At 58.5% G+C, this 26,319-nt stretch carries 25 protein-coding genes; 10 read left to right on the top strand and 15 right to left on the bottom strand.

The window, feature by feature from the left end:
* Positions 1 to 32: 32 nt before the first annotated feature.
* From WKI41_RS13675 to polA, 5 genes are all read right to left on the bottom strand, one after another.
* On the bottom strand, positions 33 to 1,394 hold the full coding sequence (locus tag WKI41_RS13675; RefSeq protein ID WP_340194044.1) for a sigma-54-dependent transcriptional regulator: 1,362 nt from the start codon (positions 1,392 to 1,394) through the stop codon (positions 33 to 35).
* A complete protein-coding gene (locus WKI41_RS13670) occupies positions 1,391 to 3,220 on the bottom strand; it encodes a sensor histidine kinase (protein ID WP_340194043.1) in 1,830 nt (609 codons plus the stop codon). Before WKI41_RS13670 ends, WKI41_RS13675 begins: the two co-directional genes overlap by 4 nt.
* 166 nt (positions 3,221 to 3,386) lie before the next feature.
* Positions 3,387 to 3,572 (bottom strand): 50S ribosomal protein L32, encoded by a 186-nt coding sequence (rpmF, locus tag WKI41_RS13665; protein WP_016556742.1) that lies wholly within the window; start codon positions 3,570 to 3,572, stop codon positions 3,387 to 3,389.
* A gap of 185 nt (positions 3,573 to 3,757) precedes the next feature.
* Positions 3,758 to 4,480, bottom strand: coding sequence for a DUF1868 domain-containing protein (locus tag WKI41_RS13660; RefSeq protein ID WP_340194042.1), 723 nt, complete (start codon positions 4,478 to 4,480; stop codon positions 3,758 to 3,760).
* Positions 4,481 to 4,616: 136 nt separating this feature from the next.
* Positions 4,617 to 7,610, bottom strand: coding sequence for a DNA polymerase I (gene polA / locus WKI41_RS13655; RefSeq protein ID WP_340194134.1), 2,994 nt, complete (start codon positions 7,608 to 7,610; stop codon positions 4,617 to 4,619).
* Between the two features lie 90 nt (positions 7,611 to 7,700).
* Between polA and WKI41_RS13650 the strand changes: the two genes are divergently transcribed.
* The 3 genes from WKI41_RS13650 to WKI41_RS13640 all read left to right on the top strand — a co-directional run bounded on the left by WKI41_RS13650 (position 7,701) and on the right by WKI41_RS13640 (position 10,403).
* Positions 7,701 to 8,084: a hypothetical protein gene (locus tag WKI41_RS13650; protein ID WP_340194041.1), complete on the top strand. Its 384-nt coding sequence runs from the start codon at positions 7,701 to 7,703 to the stop codon at positions 8,082 to 8,084.
* A 306-nt stretch (positions 8,085 to 8,390) separates the two neighbouring features.
* Positions 8,391 to 8,825 carry a MarR family winged helix-turn-helix transcriptional regulator gene (locus WKI41_RS13645; RefSeq protein WP_340194040.1) on the top strand — a complete coding sequence of 145 codons (435 nt, stop codon included), beginning with the start codon at positions 8,391 to 8,393 and terminating at the stop codon, positions 8,823 to 8,825.
* 186 nt (positions 8,826 to 9,011) lie between these two features.
* The gene (locus WKI41_RS13640; RefSeq protein ID WP_340194039.1) at positions 9,012 to 10,403 is read left to right on the top strand and encodes a M20/M25/M40 family metallo-hydrolase; all 1,392 of its coding nucleotides are present in this window, start codon (positions 9,012 to 9,014) and stop codon (positions 10,401 to 10,403) included.
* A gap of 134 nt (positions 10,404 to 10,537) precedes the next feature.
* Here WKI41_RS13640 and WKI41_RS13635 read toward each other — a convergent pair whose 3' ends face one another.
* The gene (locus WKI41_RS13635) at positions 10,538 to 10,723 is read right to left on the bottom strand and encodes a hypothetical protein (protein ID WP_340194038.1); all 186 of its coding nucleotides are present in this window, start codon (positions 10,721 to 10,723) and stop codon (positions 10,538 to 10,540) included.
* 115 nt (positions 10,724 to 10,838) lie between these two features.
* Positions 10,839 to 11,048 (bottom strand): cold-shock protein, encoded by a 210-nt coding sequence (locus WKI41_RS13630; protein ID WP_027674583.1) that lies wholly within the window; start codon positions 11,046 to 11,048, stop codon positions 10,839 to 10,841.
* A gap of 495 nt (positions 11,049 to 11,543) precedes the next feature.
* Between WKI41_RS13630 and WKI41_RS13625 the strand changes: the two genes are divergently transcribed.
* Positions 11,544 to 12,002 carry a YbaK/EbsC family protein gene (locus WKI41_RS13625; RefSeq protein WP_340194037.1) on the top strand — a complete coding sequence of 153 codons (459 nt, stop codon included), beginning with the start codon at positions 11,544 to 11,546 and terminating at the stop codon, positions 12,000 to 12,002.
* A 142-nt stretch (positions 12,003 to 12,144) separates the two neighbouring features.
* Complete coding sequence (locus tag WKI41_RS13620; protein ID WP_340194036.1) at positions 12,145 to 14,460, top strand: PBP1A family penicillin-binding protein; 2,316 nt, start codon at positions 12,145 to 12,147, stop codon at positions 14,458 to 14,460.
* 89 nt (positions 14,461 to 14,549) lie between these two features.
* Here the strand turns inward: WKI41_RS13620 and WKI41_RS13615 are convergent, their stop codons facing one another.
* Positions 14,550 to 14,987, bottom strand: coding sequence for an acetyltransferase (locus WKI41_RS13615; RefSeq protein ID WP_340194133.1), 438 nt, complete (start codon positions 14,985 to 14,987; stop codon positions 14,550 to 14,552).
* 239 nt (positions 14,988 to 15,226) lie between these two features.
* On the opposite strand from WKI41_RS13615, the gene WKI41_RS13610 reads away from it, so the two are divergent.
* A complete protein-coding gene (locus tag WKI41_RS13610) occupies positions 15,227 to 16,327 on the top strand; it encodes a glycoside hydrolase family 25 protein (RefSeq protein WP_340194035.1) in 1,101 nt (366 codons plus the stop codon).
* 9 nt (positions 16,328 to 16,336) lie between these two features.
* On the opposite strand, the gene WKI41_RS13605 is transcribed toward WKI41_RS13610, so the two are convergent.
* Positions 16,337 to 17,200, bottom strand: a complete 864-nt coding sequence (locus tag WKI41_RS13605; protein ID WP_340194034.1) for a DMT family transporter — start codon at positions 17,198 to 17,200, stop codon at positions 16,337 to 16,339.
* A gap of 157 nt (positions 17,201 to 17,357) precedes the next feature.
* Here WKI41_RS13605 and WKI41_RS13600 point away from each other — a divergent pair, with 157 nt between their 5' ends.
* Both WKI41_RS13600 and WKI41_RS13595 read left to right on the top strand, forming a co-directional pair.
* Entirely contained in the window at positions 17,358 to 18,716 is a 1,359-nt protein-coding gene (locus WKI41_RS13600; protein WP_340194033.1) for a PLP-dependent aminotransferase family protein, read from the top strand.
* Between the two features lie 76 nt (positions 18,717 to 18,792).
* A complete protein-coding gene (locus tag WKI41_RS13595) occupies positions 18,793 to 19,122 on the top strand; it encodes a hypothetical protein (protein ID WP_340194032.1) in 330 nt (109 codons plus the stop codon).
* A gap of 58 nt (positions 19,123 to 19,180) precedes the next feature.
* Here the strand turns inward: WKI41_RS13595 and WKI41_RS13590 are convergent, their stop codons facing one another.
* On the bottom strand, positions 19,181 to 19,639 hold the full coding sequence (locus WKI41_RS13590; RefSeq protein WP_340194031.1) for an Rrf2 family transcriptional regulator: 459 nt from the start codon (positions 19,637 to 19,639) through the stop codon (positions 19,181 to 19,183).
* A 130-nt stretch (positions 19,640 to 19,769) separates the two neighbouring features.
* Between WKI41_RS13590 and WKI41_RS13585 the strand changes: the two genes are divergently transcribed.
* Positions 19,770 to 20,657, top strand: a complete 888-nt coding sequence (locus WKI41_RS13585) for an NAD(P)/FAD-dependent oxidoreductase (protein ID WP_340194030.1) — start codon at positions 19,770 to 19,772, stop codon at positions 20,655 to 20,657.
* Positions 20,658 to 20,722: 65 nt separating this feature from the next.
* Here the strand turns inward: WKI41_RS13585 and lepA are convergent, their stop codons facing one another.
* The 3 genes from lepA to WKI41_RS13570 all read right to left on the bottom strand — a co-directional run bounded on the left by lepA (position 20,723) and on the right by WKI41_RS13570 (position 24,086).
* Positions 20,723 to 22,561, bottom strand: coding sequence for a translation elongation factor 4 (lepA, locus tag WKI41_RS13580; protein WP_340194132.1), 1,839 nt, complete (start codon positions 22,559 to 22,561; stop codon positions 20,723 to 20,725).
* Positions 22,562 to 22,623: 62 nt separating this feature from the next.
* A complete protein-coding gene (locus tag WKI41_RS13575; protein ID WP_340194029.1) occupies positions 22,624 to 23,493 on the bottom strand; it encodes a carbon-nitrogen hydrolase family protein in 870 nt (289 codons plus the stop codon).
* A complete protein-coding gene (locus WKI41_RS13570) occupies positions 23,490 to 24,086 on the bottom strand; it encodes a GNAT family N-acetyltransferase (RefSeq protein ID WP_340194028.1) in 597 nt (198 codons plus the stop codon). Before WKI41_RS13570 ends, WKI41_RS13575 begins: the two co-directional genes overlap by 4 nt.
* Before the next feature lie 74 nt (positions 24,087 to 24,160).
* Here WKI41_RS13570 and WKI41_RS13565 point away from each other — a divergent pair, with 74 nt between their 5' ends.
* A complete protein-coding gene (locus WKI41_RS13565; RefSeq protein WP_340194027.1) occupies positions 24,161 to 24,562 on the top strand; it encodes a ketosteroid isomerase-related protein in 402 nt (133 codons plus the stop codon).
* 88 nt (positions 24,563 to 24,650) lie between these two features.
* Here the strand turns inward: WKI41_RS13565 and WKI41_RS13560 are convergent, their stop codons facing one another.
* Positions 24,651 to 25,013: an MmcQ/YjbR family DNA-binding protein gene (locus WKI41_RS13560; protein ID WP_340194026.1), complete on the bottom strand. Its 363-nt coding sequence runs from the start codon at positions 25,011 to 25,013 to the stop codon at positions 24,651 to 24,653.
* Positions 25,010 to 26,215: a bifunctional phosphopantothenoylcysteine decarboxylase/phosphopantothenate--cysteine ligase CoaBC gene (gene coaBC / locus WKI41_RS13555; RefSeq protein ID WP_340194025.1), complete on the bottom strand. Its 1,206-nt coding sequence runs from the start codon at positions 26,213 to 26,215 to the stop codon at positions 25,010 to 25,012. The genes WKI41_RS13560 and coaBC overlap by 4 nt, the downstream gene beginning before the upstream one ends.
* Between the last annotated feature and the right edge of the window lie 104 nt (positions 26,216 to 26,319).

The following is a 26,319-nucleotide window of genomic DNA, read 5'->3' as shown; positions in this document are numbered from 1 at the left end:
TTCCGACCCATGGCAATAAAAGCGATGGATACTCAAGGGCTCGCCATGTCTTCATCAATGGGCGCATGCTTCGTTAATGCGTATTTTTGCATCTTTTCATATAGCGTCTTGCGCGATATTCCGAGCGTCTCATAGACAGCTTTGAGATTGCCTTTGTGAGACGCGATTGTTCTTGCGATGATGCCCTTTTCGAATTCCGCCACCTTGGCGGAAAGCCCGTGGCCGGAGAGTGGATCGCTCGGCGACCCTTCACCGGAACGACCATCCAGCCCGAGAACAAACCGATCCGCCTCGTTTCTGAGCTCACGGACATTGCCTGGCCACTCGCGCATCGCAAGCGACGAGACGATGCTTGAGGGCACCTCCATATCGTCACGGCCGTAGCGGGCAGCCGCTTCTCTCACGAGATGCAGGAAGAGCAAGGGGACATCGCTTTGTCGTTGTGCCAGGGACGGGACATGGATCGTTGCGACGTTCAGGCGATAAAGAAGATCCTGGCGGAAGCGCCCGGCAAGCGCCTCCTGTGCCAGATCGGTCTTGCTGGTGGCGATGAAGCGAACATCGAGTTCCACGGTCTCATTGGAGCCGAGACGCGTGATGGTGCGCTCCTGCAGCACGCGCAGCAGCTTGCCCTGCATGTCGGGCGGCATGGAGCCGATCTCGTCAAGGAGGATGGTGCCGCCGCGCGCATGCTCGAACTTGCCGTAGCGCGCCCTTAGCGCCCCGGGAAAAGCGCCCGCCTCGTGGCCGAAGAGTTCGCTCTCGATCAGATGTTGCGGAAGGGCCGCGCAGTTGATGGCGACGAAGGGGCGGTCGGCCCGGGCGCTGACATCGTGGAGCGCGCGCGCCACCACTTCCTTGCCCGCACCTGTGTCGCCGATGATCAGCGTATCGGCATCAGCAGCTCCGATGGCACGGATGCGATAACGAAGTTCGACCATCACCTGAGTGCGGCCTGGCAGGCGCGTTTCCAGATCGTCGCGCTTGCCGGCAACCGCGCGCAGGCGACGATTTTCCAGCACCAGTGAGCGACGGTCCATGGCGCGTTTGATGATGCCGGCAAGATACTGAACGCTGAACGGCTTTTCGATGAAATCATATGCGCCATTGCGCATGGCGCTGACCGCGAGCTGCACATCGCCATGCCCGGTGACGAGGATCACGGGGATTTCTGCATCCAGTTCCCGCACCTTCTGCAGCAGGCTCATGCCGTCGATACCCGGCATGCGGATATCGCTCACGATCACGCCGTCAAAACTATAGCCGATCAGTTCAAAGACGTGGTCGGCATTGTCGATGGTAACGACATCGAGACCTGCAAGCTCAAGCCCTTGAGCTGTGGACAGGCGTAAATCCTCTTCGTCATCGATCAGCAATACGCGGGACTGGCTCATTCCGCGGCAATCTCCATCGGTGTCTGGGCGTCGAGTTCAATATCAAAACGAGCGCCACCATCCTCGAGGTTGGTGACGATCAGCCGCCCGCCAAAGTCCTTGACGATATTATAGGAGATCGACAAGCCAAGACCCAGGCCCTTGCCGACACCCTTGGTGGAAAAGAATGGATCGAAGATGCGCTCCATGATCGCCGGCGGCACGCCGGGCCCGCGATCGCGCACCGAGACGATGACTTTGTTTTCGTTCTCATTCTTTTGCGCGGTGAGATCGATACGCCTGTCGTCCAACCCTTCCACCGCATCCGCCGCATTGGAAATGATGTTGACGAGTACCTGTTGCAGACGCACCGGTCCGGCCTTGACGAAGAGCGTCTCGGGGCCAAGCGCCACACGCAACTCGGCATCCGCTGCTTTCAATCGCGCGCTGACGATTTCGAGCGTGTCGGACACCACCGTGTCGAGTGGAACGGGTCCGACATGTTCATTCGGCTTGCGGGCAAAGTTGCGCAAGTGTTTGCTGATCGACGCCATTCTGTCGATCAGGGCAGAGATACGGGACAGATTGGAGCTTGCCTCCTCTACGCGTCCGCGTTCGATCAACAGCGACGCACTTTCGGCATAGGTCTTGGCGGCTGCAAGCGGCTGGTTGAATTCATGCGAGAGGGCTGCCGACATCTGGCCCAGCGCGGCGAGCTTACCCGCCTGGATCAGATCCTTCTGGGTCTTGCGCAACTGCTTTTCCGTCTGACGGCGTTCGGCGATCTCGCGCTTGATGTCGCGGTTAACCCGCGCCAGATCGGCCGTGCGCTCCTCAACCCGACGCTCCAGCTCAGCCTGGGCTTCGGCCTGGTGCACCAGACGATCCTGCAGTCGTCGGCGTCTTTGCAGCATGGCCGCCAGCAACGCACCGGCAAGGCCAAGGCACAGGAGCGCGGCGAGCAGCATCGTCTGCACCTGCGTGCGAACCGAGCCGGTATCCATCAGCACATTTACCGTCCAGCCAGCTTCCGGCATCGGCTGGGAAAGCACGAGATACTCCCGGTCCTGCTGCCCTTCGCGCACCGCCATCAAACGATGACTGCCGAAGGTGCCCTCGGTCACCGGCAGCTGGCTGAGCTTGGCATCGGCATAGCGGCGCGAGGCTTCTGTTCGGGCAATCCTGTCTGGTGTCAGCGGCAGGATTGCCGAGTAAAGCCATTGCGGCACGCCGGTCATGAAGATGATGCCTTCCGGATCGGTAACGACGATGCGGTTTTCTCCCGTGCCGAAGGAGGCCTCGATGCCCTCAATATCCACCTTGAAGACGATGACGCCCTTGATGACGTCGTTGAACAGGATAGGAGAGGCAAAATAGTAGCCGCGCTTATGTGACGTCGTGCCAAGCGCAAAGAAGCGTGACTGCAGGCCCTTGGCCGCATCTTGGAAATAAGGTCGATAGCTGAAATTCTGGCCTATGAAGCTTGCCGGCCCATCGTAGTTGCTCGCAGCGATCGTCTCGCCGTCCAGCGTCATGATATAGATGTCGGAGGATTTCAGAAGGTCGTTGATCGACTTAAGATAGATGTTGGCGCGCTGCCTGAGACGCTGGTCCTCCGGGTGAGCAACCAGCTCTTCGATGTCGTCATGGTCGGCCATCAGCGCCGGAAGGGGCTCGTAACGGTTGAGATGGCCGCCAAGGGCAGAGACGGCAAGCCGCAACGTCGTTCCGCCCTGTTCGGCAGCCTCGTTGAGATAGCTTTCAGCCAGCAGTTCCCGACCCTTGGTGAAGGCAAACCCGCACAGACCAAGGCAAAGCAGAAGGATGCCAACCCACCGATATCGCACTCAAACTCCTCCACATGGCACATCCCGAAAGACGTGCCCTCCTATTGAGGATAGTATGTGTGGGTTCTCGATTTTCCAAGCGGCATTACAAAGACTGGAGAAGACAACAAAAAAGCCGACCCAAAGGCCGGCTCATTCGTCATGCAAGTACATCAAGAAGCGCTGATTATGCGCTTTCCTTCGGCGTCAGAACCTGACGGCCGCGGTACATGCCTGTCTTCAGGTCGATGTGGTGCGGGCGACGCAGTTCGCCGGAGTTCTTGTCTTCGACGTAGGTTGCTGCCTTGAGGGCGTCTGCCGAACGGCGCATACCGCGCTTGGACGGGCTCGTTTTTCTTTTAGGAACTGCCATTTGTGTTACTCCACTGAAGCGGCGAAACACGGGAACCAGCCAAACCTTAGGCCGAATGTCGCATGTCTCGATATCGGAAATTTGGCGCGCTTATACATGCCTTGCAGGGCTTTGACCAGCCCCGACACGCATTTTTTCGCGAGATGCCGACGCAATCGAAATCGGCATCCATTGCCACATCCTTATCAGACGTGATCGAAGACGATCAACTCCTCGAAGTGGTTCATGTCTGCAAATGCACAAAAGGCTGGCGGACGCATTTGGATGACCGGCGCCGCCGCCCGCAATTCTTCAAGGCAATCATCCAGCATTGCCTGCCAGCGCGGCAGGCACTCCGGATCGAACCAGCGGCGGGTGTAGGCAAATGTAATGTGGAATTCGTACCTCTCGTGGTCTGGGTGACGATAGCCAAATGCCTCGGCAAACGCGTCGCGCCACGCAGCAACGATCCTTTCGTCATCCTCGGTTGCGCCCTTCAGGATGAGACCAAGCGGCGTGACGGATGTCGCCTGCATGTTAAAGGCCGGCAGCTTTGGAAACTTGGCCAGGCGCTCAAGGTAGAAGGTCGTCATCGCCTCGATCGTGCTGTCTTCTGGCATTTCCTTCGGCCAGTACGGCCAGGCGCGGCGATTCTCGATAATGCCTTGGAACACCGTCATGTGCAGGCTGGAGATAGGCGTGAAGGCAAGATGGGTTGAAGCCTCCGGCATATCGAGAAGCCGCTGGCGCGCTGCTATGACAGCCTCCTCGGAAGAGGAGCCTTCGACCAGATGGCAAACGACGGTATTGCCAGGTTCGGGCAGAAAGTCTCCCTCAGGAGAATAGCGTGTTCCCAGGTGCCGCGGTGGTGCGGTTTGATGGGTAGTCGAAAAGGTTAGAAGTTGCGGCGAAACGAGAGGGGCGTGCATGGAAAGGCTCCTTGATGGAAGCCTTCCCCCTACGCCTCATGCGCGACAGGCACGTGACATCCGCACAGTTATAAAGCGTGTCGCGATCTTCAGATTCGCTCCGGCGCTGGAGCTGCTTCTTCTGCGCGACATGCTTTCAGTGCGCTTCATCCCAGTTATCGGCAGCGCGTGCATCCACCTGCAACGGCACCTTCATATCGATGGCCGGCATCGCCGCATTTTCCATCACCGAAACAACGATTGGCAGCGTCTTTTCGATCTCGCCGTCATCGACTTCGAAGATCAATTCATCATGGACCTGAAGCAGCATGCGGGCAGACAGCTTCGCCTGTTGGAGCGCCGGCTCCATCTGGATCATGGCGCGTCGGATGATGTCCGCGGCAGACCCCTGGATCGGTGCGTTGATCGCCGCACGCTCGTTGAACGCCTTGACCGAAAGGTTGGACGACTTGATTTCCGGGTAGTGGATGCGGCGACCAAAGATGGTCTCCACGTAGCCGTGCTCGCGGGCATAAGCTTTGGTGTTTTCCATATAGTCGCGAATGCCGGGAAAGCGCTCGAAATACTTCTTGATGTACTCTCCCGCTTCAGACCGACCGATGCTGAGTTGGTTCGCAAGACCGAAGGAGGAGATGCCGTAGATGATGCCGAAGTTGATCGCCTTGGCACGGCGGCGTACTTCCGACGGCATGCCTTCGACAGGTACGCCGAACATTTCCGATGCCGTCATCGCATGAATATCGATGCCGTTCTCGAAAGCGTTCTTCAACTGTGGAATATCGGCGACATGCGCCAGCACGCGCAGTTCGATCTGGCTATAATCGGCCGACAGCAGCTTGTTGCCGGGCGTCGAAACGAAGGCCGTTCTGATCTTACGCCCTTCGGCGGTCCGCACCGGAATATTCTGCAGGTTCGGTTCCGATGAGGAGAGACGGCCCGTCGTCGTCGATGCGAGCGAATAGGACGTGTGAACGCGCTTGGTATCGGCGTGAATGTAACCCGGCAGCGCGTCCGTATAGGTGGACTTCAGCTTGGTCAGCTGGCGCCAGTCAACGATCTTGCGCGGAAGCTCCATGCCTTCGGCAGCAAGATCTTCCAGCACGGAGGCCGAGGTCGACCACTGTCCGGTCTTGGTCTTGGAACCGCCCGGCAGCCCCATCTTGCCAAACAGGATGTCGCCAAGCTGCTTGGGAGAGCCGATGTTGAATTTCTCGCCCGCCAGCTCGTAGACTTCTTCCTCAAAGGCGGCAGCTTTTTGTGCCAATTCGCCGGAAAGCCGCGACAGAATTTGCCTGTCGACGGAAATGCCGCGCTCTTCCATATGCGCCAGCACCGGCACAAGCGGTCGTTCCAGCCGCTCATAAACGCTCGTCAACCGATCGGCGACCAGACGGGGTTTCAGCACCATCCAGAGCCTGAGCGTTACATCGGCATCTTCGGCGGCATAGGTCGTCGCCTTGTCGATGTCGACGAAATCGAAGGTCACGCCGGATTTTCCGGAACCGGCAATATCCTTGTAAGCAATCGGCTTGTGGCCGAGCCAGCGCTCGGAGAGCGCATCCATGCCATGCGCCCCTTTGCCCGCTTCCAGCACATAGGACAGCAACATGGTGTCGTCGTAGCTCTGCATGACGATGCCGAGACGCTTGACCAACAGGTAATCATATTTGAGGTTCTGGGCGACCTTGAGGACTGCGGGATCTTCGAGAAGGTCTTTCAATCGCGAGAGTGCCAGATCGAAAGGGATCTGGTCTGGCGCCAGCTTGATGCCGTCGCTGAAAAGGTCGCCGCCGGAACCTGTCTTGTGGGTCAAGGGAACATAGGCTGCGATGATATCCGAACCGCTGGCATTCTTGCTGTTATCGGCAATCGCCAGCGAAAAGCCGACGAGCTCCGCCGTCATAGGGTCGAGCGAGGTCGTCTCGGTGTCGAAAGCGACAACGCCCGTCTCGCGCGCCATCGCAACCCAGCGATCCAATTCGTCGATAGTGCGGATGGTCTGATAGACGGCGGTGTCGATCTTGGCAGCGGCGAAGATCGATTCGCGCGCCGAGGCAAGATCCCGCGGCGTATCGCCTTCCGCCTTGGAGAGAACCGCGCCGACATCCGCGACCGACGCTTCACCGAGCGGAACGGATGCGGCATCGCCGGTCGTCTCGGTGCCAGCATCGAGATCGGGTCCATGGGCTTCCGCCCCGCGCTCGACCGGAACATGCGCGGCCTCGATGACAGACGCATCAGCCCCCGTCGCTTCCGCGACGCGGCGCGTGAGTGTGGTGAACTCCATCGCCTTCAGGAAGGCGATCAGCTTCGGTCCGTCCTGAACTTCAAGCGTCAGCGCATCCAGCGCAAGTTCCAGCGGCACATCGGTTCTGAGTGCCACCAGCTGTCGCGAAAGCCGCGCCAGTTCCGCATTGGCAATGATGTTTTCCCGTCGCTTCTGCTGCTTGATTTCTCCTGCGCGTTCCAAGAGCGTATCGAGATTGCCGTATTCTTCCAGGAGCTGCGCCGCAGTCTTCGGACCGATACCCGGAATGCCCGGAATGTTGTCGGTGGAATCGCCGGTCATCGCCTGCAGGTCGATCATCTTTTCTGGCGGGACGCCCCATTTCTCGATCACATCCGGCACGCCGATCTGCTTGTCCTTCATCGCGTCGTACATGTGTACATTCGGCGTAACGAGCTGCATCAGATCCTTGTCGGAGGAAATGATGGTGACATCCGCACCAATCGCTTCTGCCTGGCGGGCATAAGTCGCGATGATATCGTCGGCCTCGAAACCTTCCGTTTCGATGCATGGCAGATTGAAGGCGCGTGTTGCATGGCGGATGAGGCCGAATTGCGGAACGAGATCTTCCGGCGGCGCCGAGCGATTGGCTTTGTAGAGGTCGTAGAGCTCGTTGCGGAAGGTCTTGGAGGAATAGTCGAAAATCACCGCAAAATGCGTTGGCGTCACCCCGACATCGGTATTGCGCGCATCCTTCAACAGCTTCCACAGCATGTTGCAGAAGCCGGACACGGCATTGACCGGCAATCCGTCGGACTTGCGGTTGAGCGGAGGGATGGCATGGAAAGCGCGGAAAATGAAACCGGAGCCGTCCACGAGAAAGAGATGATCGCCTTTTTTCATGGGAAGCATGGATAGCGCGACACGGCAAAAAGGTCTATCGTCGGCCTCAAGTACCCAGCAAGTTTCTTCCATGGTCTCGCGAGGTTCTTGATGCATACAACATCTTCTGTAACAGCCTGGCTCGTTTCGATCGTCCTGATGGCAGGTGTTGCTGCAACATCCTGGTTTCTGGGTGATGCCGCCTCAGTGACGGTGGCGAAGACGGCCACCGTTCCCCTTTACCTGCTCGCGACCAAAGGTCTGCGGACGTATTTCCACGATGATCCCACAGGGGATGCGGATATAAGGCAGGCGGCGAAATTTCAGTTCGCAGACGCTGCACTCCTGGCCGCCTTTGTCGTCATCGTCGTCGCTGATGCAGATAGTGCCGCTGGCCGCATGGTCATGGATTTTATTTGGATGACGGCTCTCATTGGTGGTTCGCTGACCAGCATCACCTGGCTTCAGCAGAAGCGCCGAAATAACGCCAAATAATCTCACCGGAACGTTACCGATTTGTAATCCGATGTTCCCTTGAAAAGCCGCATTTGCAGCCTCATTTCTTAGAGGACGGCGACTGATCACGCCGTAGTCTGATAGCTGGCTCGTCCCCCGCCGCGTCAGACCGGGCAAAGGCCTTTCCCCCTCTCCGGGCCTTTGTCCCTCAATATGGCCGCCATGACCGTCCCCTCCCGGTCATGGCGGTTTTCTTTCGTGCATGCGATCCGCCGCAACGCACGCTTCGCGAAAGCATAGCCCTTTACATCGCACGATATGTAAATGATCCGGACGATGTGCCCGATGGGATTTTCTCGACAGGACTCTGCAGCCTATCTCGCCGCGCAACTGGCCAAGGGTTTCTCCCAGGTCATGCTGAAGCGCACCGTTGCCCTCGGGTTCTCTCCTGGCCAGTTTCCCGTTCTGCTGGAACTCTGGCAGGAAGATGGGCTGACCCAGCGCCAACTGCTCGATCGGGTTGACATCGAACAGGCAACGCTTGCCAACACGCTCGCGCGCATGGCACGAGACGGATTGATCGAACGCAAACCTCATCCGACAGATCGCCGTTCACAGATCATCACGCTGACGGAGAAAGGCACCGCCCTTGAGGAGGCGGCCATCGCCGCATCGAAGGAAACGGAAGAGGCTTTGTTGAAGGGTCTCTTGAAGTTCGAACGGCAATTGCTGCTGGAGTATATGGGCCGCGCTATCAGCGCGGCGAAATCGGAAAAGTAAGTTTTCCGGCTCGAAACCGCCCGTCATTTGCTCTATCGTCCTGCCATCTGGCGCATCGGCCCGATGGACCGATACCGGTCTTCGGCGAGCTGCTTGCGGAGATTTACACAAATGGAACACACCTGCCCGATAAAACGGCTGGCTGGCGTTCCAGACATGACAAGCCAGACATGACAGGATCATGCAATGACAGATATTTCTCCCGTTCTCTCGGCGGTTGACGACAACCTTCCTTCCAGCCTTGAGAGACTTTTCGAACTTGTCCGCATCAAGTCTATTTCCACCGATCCGGCCTACAAGGCAGAGTGCCGCAAGGCGGCCGAATGGCTGGTGCGTGATCTGACCAGCATCGGTTTCGATGCCTCCATTCGCGATACTGCGGGCCACCCGATGGTGGTCGCCCATCATGATGGCGCGACTGCGGATGCGCCGCATGTGCTGTTTTACGGCCACTACGACGTTCAGCCTGTCGATCCGATCAATCTTTGGCAGGACGATCCCTTCGATGCCAAGCTGAAGGATATCGGCGGTGGTCGTCAGGTGATCTCGGGCCGCGGAACCTCGGACGACAAGGGCCAGCTGATGACCTTCGTCGAGGCCTGCCGCGCCTACAAGCAGGTCAGCGGGTCGCTTCCGATCCGCGTCACCATTCTTTTTGAAGGTGAAGAGGAGTCCGGATCGCCATCGCTGAAACCATTCCTGGACGCGAACTCCGACGAGCTGAAAGCCGATTACGCTCTCGTCTGCGACACCAGCATGTGGGACCACGAGACGCCGGCGATTGCCGCGGCCCTGCGCGGCCTCGTCGGCGAGGAAATCGTCATCACCGCTGCCGATCGCGATCTGCATTCCGGCCTTTTTGGCGGTGCTGCGGCGAACCCGATCCATATTCTCACCGACATTCTCGCCGGTCTGCATGACGAAACGGGACGCGTGACACTGCCTGGTTTCTATGATGGCGTGGAGGAAACGCCCGCCAACATCAAGGCATCCTGGGATAATCTCGGTCGCACGGCAGAATCCTTCCTCGGTGAGGTCGGGCTTTCCGTCCCAGCGGGCGAAAAGGGACGTTCCGTCCTCGAACTCACCTGGGCGCGCCCGACGGCGGAAGTGAACGGCATCACCGGCGGTTACACAGGCGAAGGCTTCAAGACTGTTATTGCAGCCAAGGCATCCGCAAAGGTGTCCTTCCGTCTCGTCGGTCGGCAGGATCCGGCAGCTATCCGCGAAAGCTTCCGCACCTATGTGCGCTCGAAGATTCCTGCGGATTGCTCGGTCGATTTCCATGAGCATGGCGGTTCACCAGCCATCCACCTGTCCTACGACTCGCCGGCGCTGACCAAGGCTAAGTCGGCGCTTTCCGATGAATGGGCAAAGCCAGCCGTGGTGATCGGCATGGGCGGATCGATCCCGATTGTCGGCGACTTCCAGAATATGCTTGGCATGGATTCGCTGATGATCGGCTTCGGCCTCACCGACGACCGCATCCATTCGCCCAATGAAAAATACGAGCTGAAATCCTTCCACAAGGGAACCCGCTCATGGGTGCGGATACTGTCCGCGCTGAGCGCGAAGTAATCGCGTCTGTAGAAGGTAGGCGCCGCGCTTGAGCGGCACCTGCTCCATCAGGGAATAGCCCCAGAAAAACAAAAAGGCCGGGCAAGCCCGACCTTTCATTTCCGTTCATGCAATCAGTGCCAGTACATCCGTGGTCAAAGTGCAAAAACGGCTTTGTGTCTCAGCACGGCGCCAACTTCTTCGCTGTCGCTCATGTCTTCCCTTTCATCATTGCGCGCCTTAGTTAATTTTTTGTTAACGAGGGTGCAACGCGGCGGCTCATCAAAAGCCTCATCGGGAACTGCCGAAACACTGATGGACCCTATATCGGTGTGCATCATGTCTTTTACAAGGCCCGACAAAAATTAATCAAAAAAGCCTTTAAAAACAAAAAAAGCCGAGACGCGAGGTCCCGGCTTTTCAACTGACAGGCTGGGCGAACCAGCCAAATCATAATCAGGCAGCAACGATGCTGTCTGCAGACATCTTGCCAGAACGACGGTCCTGAACGAGTTCGTAGGAGATCTTCTGACCGTCCTTGAGACCGCTCATGCCAGCGCGCTCGACTGCAGAGATGTGTACGAACACGTCCTGTGCGCCGTCGTCAGGCTGAATGAAGCCGTAGCCCTTGGTTGCGTTGAACCACTTAACTGTACCAGTAGCCATAACGAGTTCCTTCCGTTGGCATATTACTTTTGCGCTGAAAAACAGCGCGGTGTTGGTCGAATTTGAAGGAAAGAAAGATCGTCTGTGCGTCTTTGGAACGCCGAAGCTCTGGTCGTCAAACAAATATCGATGCGAGAGAAGTAGGGCGGGCAGAGGAATAAGTCAAGTTTGCCCGAAGCATGGTTTCGCGACAAATATCACGGACGATTTTCAGTAGACCGTCACGCAACATGCTTGAAGCCGACGTTCAGGCAATAAAAAACCCGGCGCGGGAGGAGGTGCGCCGGGTTTTTAAAACTGACTGACAACTGGGAGGAGGAGTGCTGTCAGTCCAATCGGGCGACGCTGGGAGGAGGAGTGCGTCGCTTCGATGCTTGTAAGATACAGGAGTTCCCGTTCGAAAACAGACATATCATTGCAGCGCAGCATTGCGTTTTATGCATAGCTGTGGGCTGTCCCCTTGCCAAGAGGCGACCGGACGCCTAAAGATTACGCATGAGCCTTGCTTCCGTCCAAGAATTTTTCGCGACCCATGCTCCAGACATCGAGGTACTGGAAACCGAGGCCAGTTCCGCGACGGTGGCATTGGCCGCCGAGGCTCACGGCGTCGATCCCGATCAGATCGCCAAGACCATCTGCCTCAAGGCAGGAGACACCATTCTCCTCGTCGTGACGGCGGGTATGAAGCGTCTCGACAATCGGAAATTCAGAGATCGATTTTCCGCCAAACCCCGCATGCTGGGTGCCGAAGAGGTGGTCGAGGTAACGAGCCACCCCGTCGGCGGCGTTTGCCCGTTCGGCTTGCCATCCGATCTGCCGGTCTATTGCGATGTATCGATCAGAAATTATGCCGAGGTCGTGCCTGCGGCAGGGGCGATCAACGCGGCCGTGCGCATCTCGCCCGATCGTCTGGTACAATTGACGAAGGCTGAATGGGTCGACGTCTGCCAGTAAGAGCGGGGCGCAGTGACGCCAATGTGAGGCGATCTGCGCCTTAACGCCACCTTAAATCGCCGCATTTAAGCTTCAACGGGATTTGTCTTCATTGACAGCATGTCCTTTGGCGGCATCATTATCACGGAGCAGTTTCTGACAGATGGCAGGTAGTGGAAAATCACGCCAGAGAGTTGAACCTTCCTTTGGGGATTTTCACGATTCCGGTGACGACCTGCGTCTCGATGCCAGTGATCGGGTTGCCGGCACCAATGCGGGTGGCCGAAAGTCAGGTCCTTCCGATGCCCCGCCGCCGAAAAAGGGCGGGACTAAGCCGTCGAAATCGAAATCAAGGCGAGAAACGCGTGAGCGCGGCGCGATCACCGGCTTTTTCCGGCGGATCGTCTATTGGTGTATCGTGCTCGGCATATGGGGCGGCATCGCGGTCGCCGGCGTCGTCATCTATTATGGCGCACGCATGCCGAACGCCAGCACATGGGCCATTCCAGAACGCCCGCCAAACCTGAAGATCGTCGCTGTCGATGGCACAATTCTGGCCAATAGAGGCACAACAGGCGGCGAAGCTTTGGCTCTCGAAGACATGTCACCCTATATTCCGCAGGCGGTGATTGCGATCGAGGATCGCCGATTCTACTCGCACTTCGGCGTCGACCCGCTCGGTCTTGGGCGCGCCATCGTCACCAATCTTCTGCATGGTCGCACGGTTCAGGGCGGCTCAACTCTGACGCAGCAATTGGCCAAGAACCTGTTTCTCTCTCCGGAACAGACGCTCGAACGAAAGATGCAGGAAGCGCTGCTCGCCATCTGGCTGGAGCAGAAATACACCAAGGACCAGATCCTCGCGATGTATTTGAACCGCGTCTACTTCGGCTCGAACGCCTATGGTGTCGAAGCCGCCTCGCGGCGCTATTTCAACAAGTCGGCGCGTGATGTGAATCTTGGCGAAGCCGCAATGCTGGCGGGACTTTTGAAGGCGCCATCGCGCCTCTCGCCCGCGCGTGATCCACAGGCGGCCGAGGAGCGCGCGCAGGTGGTGCTGCAGTCCATGCGCGATGTCGGCTTCATCTCCGAAGACGAAATCAAGACCGCTATGTCGCAGCCGCCGACCAAGGCGAAGCGCTTCTGGTCGGGCGCGGAGCACTATGCGGCCGACATGGTGATGGATGAGGTGAAAAGCCTGATCGGCGACGTGAAGCAGGATCTGACGATCGACACGACCATCGATCTTGATCTTGAGAAGGATGCGGAGAAGGCTCTCAACGACGTGCTGAAGAGCGAAGGCAAGAAGCTCGGCGCCTCGCAGGCGGCCCTTGTCTCCATGGATGGTTCGGGCGCTGTCCGCGCCGTCGTCGGTGGCGCCGATTACGCCGAAAGCCAGTTCAACCGCGCCACAAAGGCCAAGCGTCAGCCGGGCTCTGCCTTCAAGCCCTTCGTTTATATCGCCGCACTCGAATCCGGCCTGACGCCCAATTCGGTGCGAAACGACGCGCCGGTCCGCATCGGCAACTGGACGCCGGAAAATTACGATCAGAAATATCGCGGCGAAGTGACACTCGCGACCGCGATCGCCAATTCGCTGAACACCATTGCCGCCCAGCTCGTCATGGAGGTCGGCCCGAATAAGGTCACGCAGGTGGCCCATCGGATGGGCATCGAATCCGACCTTCAGGCCAATGCCTCGATTGCGCTCGGCACATCCGAAGTGTCGTTGCTGGAGCTCACCTCGGCCTATGCGCCGATGATGAATGGCGGCTTCAAGGCAACGCCGCATATCGTCAAGCGCATCACCGATGCCGACGGCAAGGTTCTATACGAGAACAAATACGACAACCCGCCGCGCGTTTTGGATGAAGGCATCGCCGCGACGATGAACGGCATGTTGACGGGCGTCATCAATGAGGGCACCGGCAAGGCTGCGCGTCTGAAAGGTTGGCAGGCAGCCGGCAAATCCGGCACGACGCAGTCTTTCCGGGATGCGCTTTTCGTCGGCTACACCAGCCAGCTGACCACCGGTGTCTGGTTCGGCAATGATGACGGCACGTCGATGAAGAAAGTGACGGGCGGCGGCCTGCCGGCCAAGGCCTGGAAGGAATTCATGACGGCAGCCCATAGCGGCTTGTCGCCATCGCCGCTTTTCGGACTGGGTGCCTATGGTGGCCAAGAAATCGGCCAACCCATGGCGCAAAGCCCGCAGGCTCCGGCGACCATCGGCGATATCATTTCGAATGCGCTGGGTGGCGGCTCTGCCCCAACGCCGACTGATTATCCGCCCGCACCCGTGGGGGCGGAGCAAACCGCAGGGACCGTGCCAGCGCCACCGTCGGAGTATCCGCAGCAAGCCTATCCGCCTCAGCAATCCGGCGGTCCTGTGCCGCCTGCGGATGTTGGCGGCGGCGCATCGCCGCGACAAAACGGGCCAAAGCAGACGACGCTACTCGATATTCTTATGGGCAACTGATGCGGCAGCGAAGGCTGTCAACTTTAATGCCCTAAGCTCAGTCAGCTCAGCGCAGCGAAGCTAATGAGTGAGATACCATGCGCGGCCGGTCACATCCCATATTCCAGGTGGATAAGGGGATATGGCCGGCCCTGTCCGTCGATTGGCGAGCGGCCTGTCTGTCTGAATCCCATCCGTTTGTAGAAGCGAACAGCTTGATCATTTTGCTCGTTCACATCGGTCGTCATCTTCGGATGAAGCGTGAGCCCGTGCTTCACCAAGGCAGCACCAATGCCGCGTCCGCGCTGGGTGGGATCGACAAACAGCGCTTCCATGTGTCCCCCATCGATCAGCATGAAGGCGAGCGAGTAGTCATTTTCATCAACCGCCAGCCAGAGTGGAGCGTGCGGGAGGAAATTACACACCAACTCGTCTAAGACTATACGATCATCAGGCATCAGAAAGTGATGAGTGGCGTCAACGGCGCCGCGCCAGATTTCGATAGTACGGGCGCCCTCGTCGGGACGCGAAGGCCGGATCATAATCATGCGCTCCGGATACAGTGTTTTGATCGCGTGCGCAAAGCCAGTTGTCGAAGTCCCAGCGGCGAAATATGCGGGCGTATCACGGATAAATGATGCTTGACGCATTTTCACCTGCATAAGCCTGATCCCGTCGTAAAGATTGCATTCAGTCTTTTTTGATAATTTCCCGTTAGTCATACCTTTTGGTTATCAGGACCGGCTTCCTTCGCGCGTGTCCCGATTTGTTTTGCGTACGGGTTCACATGCGTCGATCGACAGTGCCAGCTTTTGTTCTTGCCTGCCTATCTCTCTCGGGCTGTACTTCCAGTTCCGGACCGGATGCTCTTGTGGCGGGTCTGCCTTCAAAGGAGGTGACGAATTCCGTTACCCCCTCCGCGCCCGTTCCACAGGCAAGTGTGGGTGAGGGCGACCAGAAGGTGGCTTTGAACAGACAGCCGCATCAGGAAGTGCTGGCCTGGGGCGGGCCGATGCCAGGGGGCTCACCCGCTTTCGCCGCCGTTGACAAGCAGATGTCGACGCAGCAGCGCGCAGCACCTGTCATCGCTCCCGCAGTCGTTCCCCAGGCCCGCGTTAATCTTCCACAAGACAGACCGGTGCAGCTTGCGATGGCGGGCAGCGTTGCCATGAGTGCCGGATCTTCCGCACGCTCACGCGTGTTTCGTCCAGCTTTCTCGGATGCAAAGCCGATCAATTTTGGCAGGGTGCAGCCGAAGCACTTTGAAGTTCACGGCGTCGATGTCTCGCGCTGGCAGGCCAATATCGACTGGGAGCGCTTGAGAACGCGCGGCGCCAATTTCGCTTTCATCAAGGCAACCGATGGTGGCGACCATCTGGACCCGATGTTCCGCACCAATTGGGAGCGGGCCAAGGCCGCAGGCGTGCGCCGCGGCGCCTACCACTTCTTCTACTGGTGCCGCCCGGCAAGCCACCAGGCAGACTGGTTCATCCGCAACGTGCCGAGAGATCCCGACGCGCTACCGCCGGTGATCGACGTGGAATATAACGGCGAATCCTCCTGCAAGATGCGTCTTTCCCGCGCGCAGGTGCTGGAAAAGATGCAGGTCTTCATGGACAGGCTCGAGCGCCATTACGGCAAGCGCCCGATCATCTATACCGCACCGGATTTCTACAAGGATCACCTGTCCGGCGAGCTTCGCGACTATCCATTCTGGCTGCGCGCCGTGGCCCAGCATCCCTCGCGCGTCTATCCGGATCGCAAGTGGCTCTTCTGGCAATATTCCGGCTCCGGCCTGTCCCACGGCGTCGAAGGCAAGATCGATCTCAACGTCTTTAACGGCAGAGAAGAGGACTGGCACCGGTGGATCGGCCGCGGTAACGGTTGATATTCGTGTTTACTTCGCGAACTTCCGCGCACCGGCCACGCAAGCGACCACGCCGAGTGTAACCGCCAGCATGGCAAGGCTAACCGGCTCTCCGAGCAGTGTGGCCGCCAGCAACAGGCCGAAGAACGGCTGCAGCAGTTGCAGTTGACCGACCGCTGCAATACCGCCCAGCGCCAACCCGCGGTACCAAAAGATGAAGCCGATCAGCATGCTGAAGAGCGAGACGTAAGCCAGTCCGAGCCAGGCGGGCACGGCTATACCGGTCCATGTCAATGGCATGAAAAACAGTGCCAACGGCAACATGACCGGTAGTGAAATAACGAGTGCCCAGGAAATCACCTGCCAGCCGCCAAGTCGCCGCGAAAGCGTGGCCCCTTCCGCATAACCAAGTCCACAGACCAGCACCGCTGCCACCATCAGCAGGTCACCTGTGAAATTACCCTCGCCGTTGAGGCTGAAAGCAAAGCTCGCCACGAGCAGGCTGCCGAGGCAGGAGAACAGCCAGAAGGTTGGGCGGGGACGTTCGCCGCCACGCAGTACCGCGAAGATTGCCGTTGCGAGTGGAAGAAGGCCGATGAAGACAATGGAGTGCGCCGAAGTGACATGTTTCAAGGCAAGCGCGGTTAAAAGCGGAAACCCCACGACCACGCCAAGCGAAACGACGACAAGCGAAAACAGGTCGTTGCGAGAAGGCCTTGCTTCCCGGAAAGCCAAAAGCAGCGCGGCGCCTAGCAATCCGGCGATACTGGCACGGGCAAGTGTCAGGAAGAGCGGATCGAAACCAGTTACCGCAATTCGCGTGGCCGGCAACGACCCGCTGAAAATCACAACGCCGACAAAGCCGCTCAGCCACCCGCTCGATATCGTGTTCATCTAAGCACTCCTTTTGCAGCTTTTGTGGCTGCAAAACAGTGGCGTCACCAGCAACAGTGGCATACAGTTTGGGAAAACTGTTATGGCCGAGTGAGCGCAACAGATGGATGTATCCGAACGGCGCACAAAGAGCGCGTCGCCCCGTATTGATGCGGTGATGTCCGAGATCCGTCGCCGCATCTCCGCACGCGTATTGACGCCGGGCGCGAAACTGCCCTCCGTCAGAGCCTTGGCGAAAGCATTGACGGTCTCGACTTCGACAGTGGTCGAAGCCTATGAGAGGTTGGTCGCCGAGGGCACGATCCGCTCGCGTCCGGGTTCCGGCTTTTACGTTGCCACGACACTTGCACCGCTCTCTCTTGTAGAGATCGGCCCGAAACTCGACCGGCAAGTCGATCCCTTCTGGGTCTCGCGGCTGGCGTTGGAAGGAGGGCAGGGGCTCGCCATGCCCGGTTGCGGATGGCTGCCACCCTCCTGGATGCCGCAGGAGGCACTGCGCAAGGCGCTCCGCACGCTCTCGCGATCACAGGCCCATATTCTGACCGACTATGCCACCCCACTCGGACTGCTTGCGCTTCGCCAATTGCTGGCGAGACGCCTGGTCGAGTCAGGTCTCACGGTTGGGCCGGATCAGATCCTTCTGGTGGATTCAGGAACACAGGCAATCGTCATGATCTGCCGCTTTCTACTGGAACCCGGCCAAACCGTTCTGGTGGATGATCCATGCTACTTCAATTTCCACGCCCTACTGCGAGCACATCGCGTCAAGGTCGTCGGTGTGCCCTACACGGCAGAGGGACCGGATGTCGCATTGTTCGAAAAGAGCCTGGAGGAGCATCGTCCAAGGCTCTACATCACCAATTCGGCTATCCACAACCCGACAGGTGCCGTTCTCTCGCCGGTCAACGCGCACCGTCTGCTGATGCTGTCAGAACGCGCTGGCCTTACGATTATCGAGGACGATATTTTTTCTGACTTCGAAAATACCAAAGCGCCAAGGCTCGCCGCCTTCGACGATCTCAACCGTGTCATCCAGATCGGCAGCTTTTCGAAGACGCTCTCGGCCTCTGCCCGATGCGGCTACATCGTAGCGCGCAACGATTGGCTCGATCCCCTTGTGGACATGAAGATCGCTTCCAATTTTGCCGGAAGCCAGATGTCTGAGGCCCTGGTGTTGGAGGTGCTGAAGGATGGAAGCTACAGACGGCACATGGAAACCGTGAAGGCGCGGCTTGCAAAGGCAAGAGCAAATGTTATCCAAACCCTGCGCTTGCTAGACATCATTCCCTGGATAGAGCCGCAGGCCGGCATCTTCCTATGGTGCCGTCTACCTGAAAACATCGATGCCGCCGATGTGGCACGCCGTGCCCTGACCGAGAATATGGTGCTGGCACCCGGCAATGTGTTTTCCCAATCGCCGACGGCATCCAATTTCATGCGCTTCAATGTCTCGCAATGCGATCATCCGCAATTCGCTAATATCTTGAGGCATGCACTTTCCGCCTCCACACGTTGAAACCGACGATTCGGGCATTTTAGGAACCTTTCACGCAGATGTGCATTTTCTCCGCATTGGAAGAGGAGAAAACACCATGACTTTTGATCCAAATCTGCCCCGCGACCCGAACCTTCGTCCGGACCGCCCCGAACTGCGCACCACCCCTGAAACACACCGCAAGTCTGCGGGCTGGGCACCATGGGCCGCAGTCATCGTCGTCCTCCTGGTCGGCGGCTTCATCTGGATGCAGATGAGCAGCCCATCCACGACGGACCCGACCACGACGTCGTCCACGACGCCACCAGCGGTGAGCGATCAGGCTCCGGCGCCAGCTCCGATGACGCCAACGGCTCCGGCAACCCCGCCAGCTAACGGCGCTGCCCCTGCTTCGCCGAATACCAATGGTACCTCGACACAGCCCTAATAGGCAGTGACGTCATGTAACGAGAGCCGCTTGCTGAAAGGCAGGCGGCTTTTCGTTGTTAAAAACTTTCCATCGCCGACGGCGTGTGACCAGCTTGAGCCCATCGCTTAAAGGATTCGCTTGCGAGATCGGCAAGCGTGATCTTGCCGAAGCGACCGAGCAGGATCGCTTCCGCCTCCGTCATGGTATCTGCCAGCGCCACATTGACCGCCTGTTCAATGACGCAGGCCGGATTATCTCCCGAAAGACCAATCGAAAACAGTTCAGGCGTCCCGAGCGCCTGGTAAATATCGAGCAGAGTGATCTCTGCGAGCGGTCGTGCCAGTACCCATCCGCCGCCATGGCCCTTTTCGGAGGTGACATAACCGGCATCGCGCAGGCCCGCCATGGTCCGCCTGACGACAACCGGGTTGGTCTGCAGCATCGCAGCAATGGCGTCGGAGGTTGCCGGCTTCTCGTGCTTTTCCATATGGATCAGCACGTGGAGCACGCGCGATAGGCGGGTGTCTTGTCTCATTTTGGCTTCCTCATTCTTTCTTCTACCACTTCGCCTTGCACGTAACAACATGAGTTACATGATATTGACTTGCGCATTCACGTAACAATATAAGTTACGAAATCTTGCGAACTGGACGGAGGCTTGCGCCATGATCTACGACGTCATCATTATCGGAGGAAGCTATGCCGGCCTCTCCGCAGCACTGCAGCTTGGACGCGCAAGGAGGCGCGTTCTCGTTATTGATGCCGGCGAGCGACGGAACCGCTTTGTCAGCCACTCGCATGGCTTTCTGGGCCAGGACGGAAAGGCGCCAGGGGAGATCGTTGCCGAGGCGCGCCGTCAGATTGAAGCCTATGACTCGATCGACTGGATCGATGGGCTAGCGATCAATGTGAGCGGCTCGTTCGATGATTTCGAAGTCGAGATTGACGAACAGCGGAGGGTGGGCCGCAGGCTCATCATTGCCGCGGGCGTTACGGATGACCTGCCCCCAATACCAGGCTTGATCGAACGCTGGGGGAAGAGCGTGTTTCATTGCCCTTATTGCCACGGTTACGAGCTAAACCAAGGCCACATCGGGGTCATCGCCGCATCAGAACTCGCCATCCATCACGGATTGATGCTGCCGGATTGGGGAGCAACGACGCTCTTCACCAACGGCGCCTTCACGCCGGACCAAGAGCAGCGTGTCCAACTCGGCGCGCGCGGCACTGTGGTGGAGGAGACAACGATAAAAGAGATAACCGGCAAAGCGGACGTCATCCTGACCGATGGCCGACGTTTCGTCATGGAAGGGCTCTTCACCCAGCCGACGCTCAAGATCTCGGCACCCTGGATCGCGTCGTTGGGCTGCTCGCTAGATGAAACGCCCATGGGCATGACCATCCGAACCGACGCGATGAAGCAGACGACGAAGCGCGGCGTCTTTGCCTGTGGCGATATCGCTCGCCCTGCCGGGTCGGTTGCACTTGCGGTGGGCGACGGCGCTATGGCTGGCACTGCGGCGCACAGATCACTGATGTTTCCCGACCGATAGCTATCGATGAATACAAAAAATCCCGACCGATGGCCGGGATTTTCAAACCAGAGATCGTGAAGTGCTTATTCGTCGTTCATCTTCAGTGCAGCGATGAAGGCTTCCTGCGGTATCTCCACCTTGCCGAACTGGCGCATGCGCTTCTTACCTTCTTTCTGCTTGTCCAGCAGCTTGCGCTTACGAGTAGCGTCGCCGCCATAGCACTTGGCGGTCACGTCCTTGCGCAGCGCGCGCACGGTTTCACGCGCAATCACCTTGCCGCCGATGGCGGCCTGAATCGGGATCTGGAACATGTGCGGCGGAATGAGTTCCTTCAGCTTTTCGCACATGCCGCGCCCGCGACGGTCCGCTGCCGAGCGATGGACCAGCATGGACAGCGCATCGACCGGATCACCATTGACGAGGATCGACATCTTCACCAGATCGCCTTCGCGGTAATCCATGATGGTATAGTCGAAGGAGGCGTAGCCCTTCGAGATCGACTTCAGGCGGTCGTAAAAGTCGAACACCACTTCGTTGAGCGGCAGTTCGTAGGTGATCATGGCGCGGTTGCCGACATAGGTCAGCTCCGTCTGGATACCGCGACGGTCCTGGCAAAGCTTCAGAATGCCGCCGAGATATTCGTCCGGCGTCAGGATCGTAGCCTTGATCCATGGTTCGCGGATTTCATCGATCTTCACCACGTCCGGCATGTCCGCCGGGTTGTGAAGTTCCTTCTCGGTGCCATCCGTCAGCGTCATTTCGTAGACAACCGAAGGGGCGGTCGCGACGAGATCGAGATTGAACTCGCGTTCCAGGCGCTCCTGGATGATTTCCAGATGCAGAAGCCCAAGGAAACCGCAACGGAAGCCGAATCCGAGCGCTGCCGAGCTTTCCATTTCGAAGGAGAAGGAGGCGTCGTTCAGGCGAAGCTTGCCGACGGCTGCGCGCAGATCCTCGAAGTCAGCCGCATCGACCGGGAAGAGACCGCAGAAGACGACAGGCTGTGCGGGCTTGAAGCCGGGCAAGGCCTTTTCCGTCGGGCGCTTGTCGTCAGTGATCGTGTCACCCACGCGGGTATCGGCTACTTCCTTGATCGAGGCGGTGATGAAGCCGATTTCGCCAGGGCCGAGACTATCCACTGTGACCATCTTCGGCGTCAGAACGCCGACGCGCTCAACGGTGTATTTGGCGCCGGAGCCCATCATGCGGATCTGCTGACCCTTTGTCAGCACGCCATCGATGATGCGCACCAGAACCATGACGCCGAGATAGGTGTCGTACCAGCTATCAACGAGCAGCGCTTTCAGCGCGCCTTTCTCACCGGCATTGCTTTTAGGCGCGGGCAGCTTTTGGACGATGGCCTCGAGGACATCGGGAATTCCGAGGCCGGTCTTGGCTGAAATCAACACGGCTTCGGAGGCGTCGATGCCGATGACTTCCTCGATCTGTTCCTTGATGCGGTCGGGTTCGGCCGCTGGCAAATCAATCTTGTTGAGAACCGTGACGAGTTCATGATTGTTGTCGATCGCCTGATAGACGTTGGCAAGCGTCTGAGCTTCCACGCCTTGCGAGGCATCGACCACCAGAAGCGAGCCTTCGCAGGCCGACAGCGAACGCGATACTTCGTAGGCGAAGTCGACGTGGCCGGGGGTATCGATGAGGTTGAGCACATAGGTTTCGCCGTCATTGGCCTTGTAGTGCAGTCGCACAGTCTGAGCCTTGATGGTGATACCGCGCTCGCGCTCGATATCCATATTGTCCAGCACCTGCTCGGACATATCGCGCTCGGCAAGACCGCCCGTCGACTGGATCAACCGGTCGGCAAGGGTGGATTTGCCATGGTCGATATGGGCGACGATGGAAAAGTTACGGATATGGTCGAGGGGCGTACGGGTCGAATTGGTGCTCATGCCCCGCGCTATAGAGGGTTTCGCGGGTAAATGGAAGCTGTTCTATGGCGGCAAGACGCGGCGAAATCGGCTTTTCAGCCGGGGAACTGTTCGCTCCAGTCACGCCGCGTCGCAACCTGTCCTTGCGTGCGCAGACGCGCCACGTCCGCAAGGTCGATATCGACGATGAGAAGCGTACTCTCGCTCACCGCGTCACTGTCGCTTTCCGCCACGATGCCATTGGCTGGCATGCCGTAGTCGGAAGGAACGTAAAGCGCGGCGCGTCCGCGATTCTCATCGACCGCGGGCGACCATGGCGCTTCACCGGCGGTGGGGGAAGAGAGCACAGCAAACTGGTTTTCCAACGCTCGCGCCTGCGCGCCGATCCTCACACGATAGGAGCCGGCCAGCGTGTCCGTGCAGCTTGGCGCCAAAACCAGCTCAACGCCCATCTCCGCCAGCCTGCGACCGAGCATCGGAAACTCGTTGTCGTAGCAGATCAGGATGCCGAGCTTGCCAATGCTGGTATCAAACGCCTTGAGACCCTCTACACCAGCATCAATGAACCATTGCTCACGCTCGAAGCGCGTCATGATCTGCTTGTCCTGATAGCCGATCAGCCCATCCGGCCCGAACAACCAGGCACGATTGCGGAACTTGCCATCGGCATCCTTCACCGGCGCGCTGCCCGGCTGAAAGAGAATTTCGTGCTCCCGCGCCAGTTCTTCGCAGAGCTCCACCCAGGACGGGATGAGGCTTTGCACCGCTTCGATCGAGCCATGCAGATCAGAGCGCACATCCGGCGGCAGTTGCCCGGTCAGCGCCATGGCGGAATATTCCGGCAACAGAAGCAGCTCCGCGCCCTTTTCCTTCGCCTCAACGACGATCGACGACAGATGCTTTGCGTAGTCTTCCCAGGTTTGGATCAGCTCGATGGCATATTGGCAGGCGGCAAGCCGGGTCATTCCGCAATCCTCTTCATCCAGAAGGACAGAGGCTTTGCGCTCTCCGCATCTTCATCCAAATCCTGCCAGCTGAAAGTGGTGCGAAGCTCCGGGTGATGGGTATAGCCACGCTTTGCCCAGAAGTCGTTCAGCGACACGTATTCGGCTGGACGCCGCGGGTGATCGAGCGGACGTTCGACGGCACAGAAGGTGCACCATTCGATACCGCCAAGGCGCTTCGCATGCGCCTCCCGTTCCTCGAAGAAGCGCACGCCTAGGCCATGGCCGCGATATTCGGGCAAAAGCACGCTCTCGCCGAAATAGAAGATAGGCTCAAGCTCGTAGCCTGCGGCCAGAAAAGGTGCCTTTACCTCAACCGTTTCCGCCATCATCGGCATGCCCGTCGACATGCCCACGATCTTTTCGCCATCCATCGCGAGCACGAACACGGCACCTTCAGCCTTTGCGTAGGTCGAAAGATAGGTGTGCTCGTAATCGAACGATCCGTCGTAGAGGTACGGGAAAGCGCGAAAGACGGTGATGCGCAGCCGTGACAGATCGTCGAAGAACGGTGCGGCATCAATGCCGGAAAGGGAACGGATTTCGACGGTCATGGGCATGTTCACCTGGATTTTCCTTGGTTATACCGTCATGAAAATGCTGTGCAAGTCTCGAAGGGAGCCGAACCATGTCCGCAGTCGAAACCATCCGCGCCTACTACGATGCCTTCAACCGTCAGGATATGGATGCCTTTCTTGCTCTTCTCACCGACGATGTGGTGCATGACATCAACCAGGGTGAGCGCCAGGTGGGCAAGCAAGTCTTCGCCGAATTCATGCAGCATATGAACCGCTGCTATAAGGAAAACCTCACCGACATGGTGATCATGGCGAGCGAAGACGGAAAGCGCGCTTCCGCGGAGTTTATCGTCAACGGCGAGTATCTGGCGACCGATGAAGGCCTGCCGGAAGCAAACGGCCAGACCTATGTTCTGCCAGCTGGTGCCTTCTTTCAGTTGAAGGATGGTAAGGTCTCACGGGTGACCAACTACTACAATCTCAATGACTGGATCGCGCAGGTTGGCGCGTAAGAGCTGAGAGCCTTGGTTGTTGCTGTGGATCCTCGCCTCAAGGGCGAGGATTGAAGTCGGAGAACAGGCGCCTACCTGTTCTTTGCCCTTACGGCTCCAGCGCGATGCCAAGTTCTGCGCGCAGCTTCTTCGTCAGCCCAGCCGCCACGAGTTCGTAGGAGCGGCGGACATAATGCTCCAGCTCTTCGCCTTCCAGCGGAGAATGATCGCTGATCGACACCCATTTGCGCTTGGCGAAATAGGGTGCCTGGGCAATGCCATCCAGCGATGTGAGGATTTCGAAACTCTCTTCCGAGCATTTGACCACAAGCCGCCAGTCATCCCGTTCGCCGAGCACCGCAAACACCTTGTCGCCAACCTTGGCCACATGCGAATCCCACTGATCGACAAAGCCCACGCCCGGCCAGGCACCAAGCGTCGCATCGAAGGTCTTCCGATCGAAGAGGCTCATTGCAGCTTCTCTGCAATCAATGCGGCCAGCCGTTCGGCCACCTCGGTCTTCGACATCTCCGACCAGGCGTCGACACCGGTCTCAGAAATGATCTTCACCTGGTTGCGCGCTCCGCCCATGATGCCGGTTTCCGGCGACACATCATTGGCAACGATGATGTCGGCACCCTTGCGCTGAAGCTTGGCGCGGCCATTCTCCTCGACATTCTGCGTTTCCGCTGCAAAGCCGATCACCAGCTTGGGCCGCTTTTCATGGTGGCCAACGGTTTTTAGAATGTCCGGGTTTTCCGTCAGTTGCAGCACCGGCGGCGCGTCACCCGGCTGCTTCTTGATTTTCTGGCTCGAAGAACTCGCCAACCGCCAATCCGCAACTGCCGCAACAAAAACGGCAATATCCGAAGGCAACTTGCCAAGCACGGCGTCGCGCATTTCCTCGGCGCGTTCCACATGGATCGTCTTCACACCCGCCGGATCGGGGATCGTCACCGGACCAGAGACGAGCGTCACCTCCGCGCCAAGCTTCGCAAGGGCAGCGGCAATGGCATGGCCCTGCTGACCGGATGAACGGTTGGCGATATATCGTACAGGATCGATTGGCTCATGCGTCGGACCGGAGGTGACGATGGCCGTTTTGCCCTTGAGCGGCTTCGGTGCGTCGTCCAGCATCTGCTCGACGGCCTCCGCGATCTGCAATGGCTCGGCCATGCGGCCAACACCGGCTTCACCCTTCTCCGCCATTTCGCCCGCCATCGGTCCGATAAAGGCAATGCCATCGCCTTTCAGCGTTGCGATATTCCGCTTGGTGGCTTTGGCCTCCCACATTTTCGGGTTCATCGCAGGCGCCACCAGCAACGGCCGGTCTGTCGCTAACAACACGGTCGAGGCAAGGTCATCGGCCAACCCATTCGCCATCTTCGCCAGAAGATCGGCGGTCGCGGGTGCCACTAGAACGAGATCGCAATCCCGTGCCAGCCGAATATGGCCGACATCCTGTTCATCCTGACGGGAAAAAAGTTCGGTAAAGACATGGGTGGCGGACAGCGCGCCGACGGCAAGCGGCGTGACGAATTCCTGCGCGCCCTTGGTCATCACCGGCGTCACCTTCACGCCGCGCTCTTTCAGTCGGCGGATGAGATCGAGGCTCTTATAGGCGGCAATGCCGCCGGAGATGATGAGCAGAATATGCTTGTTTGACAGAGCCATGCGCAAAGACCAGTTTCCCGTTGGAACGGGAAACTACAGCATCGGCCCGAAAATCGAAATCGATTTTCGGACAAGCACGATGCGTCTACTCAAGGGGGTGAGAG

The organism is Agrobacterium larrymoorei, assembly GCF_037722385.1.
GTDB lineage: Bacteria > Pseudomonadota > Alphaproteobacteria > Rhizobiales > Rhizobiaceae > Agrobacterium > Agrobacterium larrymoorei_C.
Note: the sequence above shows the minus strand (reverse complement) of the source record. Positions and strands in the feature narration are given on the sequence as shown.